Origin of the sequence: Xanthovirga aplysinae, from assembly GCF_009711365.1 — a bacterium.
Classification (GTDB): domain Bacteria; phylum Bacteroidota; class Bacteroidia; order Cytophagales; family Cyclobacteriaceae; genus Xanthovirga; species Xanthovirga aplysinae.
In genome coordinates, this window is record NZ_SMMB01001018.1 from 1,417 (window position 1) to 6,616 (window position 5,200).

The 5,200-nt window shown below is 34.8% G+C and carries 3 protein-coding genes; all 3 read right to left on the reverse strand.

Annotated features, from left to right (window positions below):
* On the reverse strand, positions 1–1,415 hold a 1,415-nt coding region (locus E1171_RS10530; protein WP_155205970.1), incomplete at its 3' end, for a lantibiotic dehydratase.
* A gap of 50 nt (positions 1,416–1,465) precedes the next feature.
* Positions 1,466–2,767 (reverse strand): putative HlyD family type I secretion protein, encoded by a 1,302-nt coding sequence (locus E1171_RS10535; protein WP_155205968.1) that lies wholly within the window; start codon positions 2,765–2,767, stop codon positions 1,466–1,468.
* A 45-nt stretch (positions 2,768–2,812) separates the two neighbouring features.
* Complete coding sequence (locus E1171_RS10540; RefSeq protein WP_155205969.1) at positions 2,813–5,005, reverse strand: peptidase domain-containing ABC transporter; 2,193 nt, start codon at positions 5,003–5,005, stop codon at positions 2,813–2,815.
* Between the last annotated feature and the right edge of the window lie 195 nt (positions 5,006–5,200).

Genomic DNA, 5,200 nt, shown 5'->3' on the forward strand with positions numbered 1-5,200 from the left:
TGCTCTGCCTTAAAGGAAAAAAAGGTAGAAGATTGATGCTTAAATACTACATTTTCTTTTTCCTTACTTTCTATTGCCTCCTTTGAAGTAGAATTGTTCTCTATTTCTTTTTCATTCCTTTCCTCCATTACCCGATTAAACTCCTCAATGGGAAGACGCTCTTCTTCCGGAAGTCCAGCTTTTTTGTGTAACTTCATTGAAATAGACCTAAAAGCCTCAAAACCATCTTTTAGTAAATCCTTTCGCTCTTGGGAGCTTGCTAAGGCATATTTTTTTAAAAGTTGCCTTTTATAAATCAGGGTATGGATAAGTTCTTGGATATAGGGAATTTGATCTAACTTCAATTCTTGGAGCCTTTTAATGAGAGTAATATCCCAATTGGGGTCTATTCCCGAAACTCCAATACTATATTCAAATAAACCATAGTCAATAAGATCTTTAATATAATTTTCAAGCTCCTCCTCACTTGCTTCTATATGACTGACCGCCTCTGATACCAACTCCTGAAACAAAATCCCTTCCTGCCTATTTTTACTCAACTCCCAAATTAGAATAATGGCGGGGTTAGTTGGCAACCTTTGGAAAGCTTCTATATTGTCATTATTTGTAATAAAAAGCATTTCATTTTCCTTGATGGAAATAGTGGGGTTTGGACGAAGTGGTAAATTTAAATAGACCTCCCTGTTACTTATCAGGAGTATCTTTAAGTACTTTAACAAGTAGTTATTCAAACGAATATGCCCCTTTATTTTCCCATCACCCGGAACTTTCATAAATTGATGTCCTACATCATCCGTTTGAAAATGAGCTAAATTGGTGAAAGTGCTAAAGGGAGAAGTTTTTGCCACTATTCGACTTAAATATTTTAAAGTGGCGAACTCTGTCTTATGTTCTTTATTCCTTAAATTATCTGGAGTCCTTTTTTGGTAGCCCTTTAGAGCTGTTAAAAGACTTTGGCTGGATAAAATTAGCCCCTTATGCAATTCTTCTTGCTTAATGCTTTCCCCAAAAATAATTCGGATATTACTTAACTCTTCCTTATACAAACTTTCTGCCTCAATTTCCGCCTGTTTAAAATCTTCTATTACTTTAAAATAATTATGAAGTTGGTCCTTAATAAAAGAAGGAAGGAGGTGCAAAACCTGGTCCATCTTAGATAACTTTACTTTACGATCATTAAAGATATCCCTCCTAAGATTTTGCAATTGGTTTTGTTCTCTTGCATTTTCCAGTATTGAAATATGCTTAAAGAGTGCATCACTTAAAGCCAGTTTAAGTTTTTCTTTAGTCAAATATAAATTACCCAACACCTGACTCTGATGATGAAGCTTAATTGAATTCAGCCTTTCCATTTCTTCAAATGAAAGCCCTGCAATTCGCCCTAAGATATGAGGAAAAAGTTTAATAGATTTCATGCCGTACTTTTTTAAAATTTAATCAAAGAAATAAACCTAAAGGGAAAGCATTATAAATTATCCCTTAATGCTCTAATTTGATTAAATACTCTTTCGATTAGTCTTAAGTCTTGGGTCACTATTTCAGCCACTCCAGTCATATTTTGCCGAAACACTAACTCTTTTTTATAAGTAGTTTCCAGGTTTTGGGGAATAGCAACCCGAATTTTATAAACATTATTTCTAGGCAATAATGAAATACCTTCAATTTGTCCGTGAAGCATTCCATATTCAGCAAAAGGATAATTGTCAAGTTTAATATTTACCTGTTGTCCTATTTCTAACTTTCCAGAACCTTGCACAGGAGCTTCCAATTGGCCAAAAATAGTTTTAGTGAAAGGAACAACAGCCATCATTTCATCCCCTGCAGTTACCACGTGGTTATTACTCCAATAGCTAGAAAAAGCCACCTTCCCCTCTACTGGACTTATGATCAAATAATTTTTCTTATAAGCATTTAATTGGCTTTGTAATAATTTAAGTTCATCTTGTAAGGATGATTTTAAATTTTCCCGCTTTTCTCGTTGTTGGTTTTCTAAGCTATTAACCTGTTCTCTTAGTTGATTAACTTGAATCTCAATATTAATTTTTTCTGTATTGATCGACTCAAGCAGACGCTTTTGGGTTAGGTAATTATTTTTACTACCCTCAAATTTGGTCAAGGCAATAATTCTCTGCTTATAGAGACTGGAATCTGCCAAATATTGCCTTTCTATAATGCTAAATTCTTCGGAAGCCAATTGAAAGTCCTTTTCCAATTGTTCCCTTAAGGAATGAAAGGCACCTATTCGTTCTTCCATAATCCTTTTTTGTTTGTCAAAAAAACCTAAGTCTTTAAAGAGCTGATAATCTCTTAAGGCTTTAATAAAGGACTTAAAGGCAGGCTGTAATTCACCAAGATTATAATTTTTCACATAAAATGCCTCATTCACAAAAAATCTTTCTTGAGAAAAATCCTTTTCGATTTGAGTCAAATCCTCATAAAGTACAATAACGTCCTGGATATTTGCAGTATTCTCAATACTCCCCAAGAGTTGTCCTTTTACAACATTTTCATAATCCTTTACTTGAAAATTAATTCTTCCACTTTTTCTAGCTATTAATTGGGCAGGAGGATTTTGGGCTGTAAGGACAATTTTTGCAGAAATGGAATCTGGATATTTAATAACCCAAGCTCCCACCAATACCCCAATAATAATGAGGAATATGACAGTAATGCCCCATCGGATAATCCAAGAAGGAATATGATTGAGGATTTCATGAACCTCATCACTTCTAATTTCAATTTGGTTTAGATTTTCTGGGTTAGGCATATTTTAATCTTATTATTTTTTTAAGTGGCTACTTGTTTAACTTTCTTAATTACCAAGTTCCAATTGGTTTTTCACCAATTCAAAGTAAGCCCCTCTTTTTTGGGTAAGTTCCTGGTGATCTCCTTTTTCAATAATTTCTCCCTGATCCATCACAAGAATTTGATCTGCATTCTTCACTGTACTTAAGCGATGGGCTACCACTACTACGGTTCTGCCTTCAAAAAACTGATCCAGGTTTTCCATAATCACTTTCTCATTATTGGCATCCAGAGCATTAGTGGCTTCATCAAAAAAGATAAATTCGGGGTTTTTATATACAGACCTAGCAATCAACAAACGTTGCCTCTGCCCTTGGCTCAAACCGTGGCCATCAGAGCCAATCTTAGTATTATAACCCAAAGGCAGGGAATCTATGAATGTCTGTATATTGGCTATTCTACTAGCTTCTAAAAGTTTTTCGTTATCGATATATTCATCACTAACAGCTATATTTCGCGCAATGGTATCGGAAAAGATAAAACCATCCTGCAAGACAGCTCCACAACGACCCCTCCAGACCCTATTGCTATAAATATTAAGATTCATACCACCCAATTGTATTTCTCCCTCACTGGCTTGATAAAATTTTAGCAATAACTTTACTAAAGTGGTTTTCCCACTTCCACTGGCCCCAACAATGGCGGTAATTTTCCCTTTAGGTATTTCAATATTGATATTTCTTAATACTTTCTTAGCATGTGGCCCCTCATAATTAAAGGAAAGATTTCTAACTTTTAAAGAGCGCTTTTCTGGCAGGTTCATCACCTTTTGAGCAGGATCTTTTTCTTCATCCTCCTTGGAATGAATTTCACCCATTCGCTCCAAGCTGATCTTTGCATCCTGCCAAACACGCATAAAATTCACTAAATCATTTATGGGGACATTCATTTGTCCGATGATGTATTGAATAGCCAACATCATACCCAGCGTTATTTCCCCATCAATCACGGCTTTTGCAGCTAAAAAGGATATGAAAATGTTCTTAACTTCATTGATAAACACTGATCCCACCTGTTGGTATTGTTGTAGGGCTAAGCCCTTTACACTTACCTTAAACAATTTAGCTTGTAGACGTTCCCATTCCCAACGTTTCTGTTTCTCACTGTTATGCAATTTGATTTCCTGCATTCCCGTGATTAATTGAATCAAGTTGCTTTGATTAGCGGATAACTGTTCAAACTGTTTAAAATCTAAATCCCGTCTTTTACGCATGAAAAGCAAAATCCAACCCAAATACAGCAAACTTCCCACAAAAAATACGGCAAAAATCCTACTATCGTAATAGATCAACACCAAGCCGAAAATTAAAAGATTTACTAAGGAGAATAAAATACTCAATGCTGAGGAAGTCAAAAAGGTCTCTATCCTTTTGTGGTCACCAATTCTCTGCAATAGGTCTCCTATCATCTTAATATCAAAAAATGATAGCGGCAATTTCATTAATTTGATAAGAAAATCTGAAATGATGGAGATGTTGATCCTTGTCCCTATATGCAATAAAATCCAACTTCGTATAAACTCCACAGCTGTCCTACTTGCAAAAAGCATCAGCTGCGCAATTAAAATAAGATTAATAAAGCTTATATTTTGGTTTTGAATCCCAACATCAACAATGGATTGCGTCAAAAAGGGAAAGAGGAGTTGTAAAAGACTTGCCACAACCATTCCCAGAAATAATTGAATAATATATTTCTTATACGGCTTGAGATAATTAAGAAGAAAGCCAAAACTATTCTTTTTCTCCCCTTTCTCGTCTTCAATGGAGTAAAAATCCGGAGAAGGCTCCAATAATAGAACCACCCCAATTTCAGCACCTTTTTCCTTATCACTCAACCAACCATCTAAAAATTCTTTTTTAGAGTATTTTATAAGGCCATGACCAGGATCTGCCACCAACACCTTATCCCTTTTAAAACCATATACTACCACAAAATGTCTTTGCCTCCAGTGGGCAATAAAAGGAACAGGTGCCTCTTCCTTTAACTTATCAAAGGGAATTTTGGCTGATAAGGTTCTAAAACCAATCGATTCTGCAGCATCACTAATTCCCAACAAAGAAACCCCTTCTCTACTAATGTAACTTTTTTCCCTTATGCTTTGAAGAGAATAAACCTTACCATAATATTTAGCGATCATCCGAAGACAGGTAGGCCCACAATCCATCGTATCCAATTGCCTGTAAAAAGGAAATGCTCTCATAAATGATTTTATAAAAAATATCTTCTCAATAATAATATGATCAATCCTAAAGTTTAAAAATATACGCCTAAATCAATCGCCTGGATAAACTGACTTAAAATTCAAATTTTTAAAAATTGAATTAAGTAATGTACTTAAAAATATTCACAAAAAAGGAAAATAGAAATTGACCAAACATTTAATTAAAAAACTAAA

Excerpts from the sequence above, each read along its gene's own strand:
- E1171_RS10535 (WP_155205968.1), bottom strand. The coding sequence starts at position 2,767 with ATGCCTAACCCAGAAAATCTAAACCAAATTGAAATTAGAAGTGATGAG.
- E1171_RS10540 (WP_155205969.1), bottom strand. The coding sequence starts at position 5,005 with ATGAGAGCATTTCCTTTTTACAGGCAATTGGATACGATGGATTGTGGG.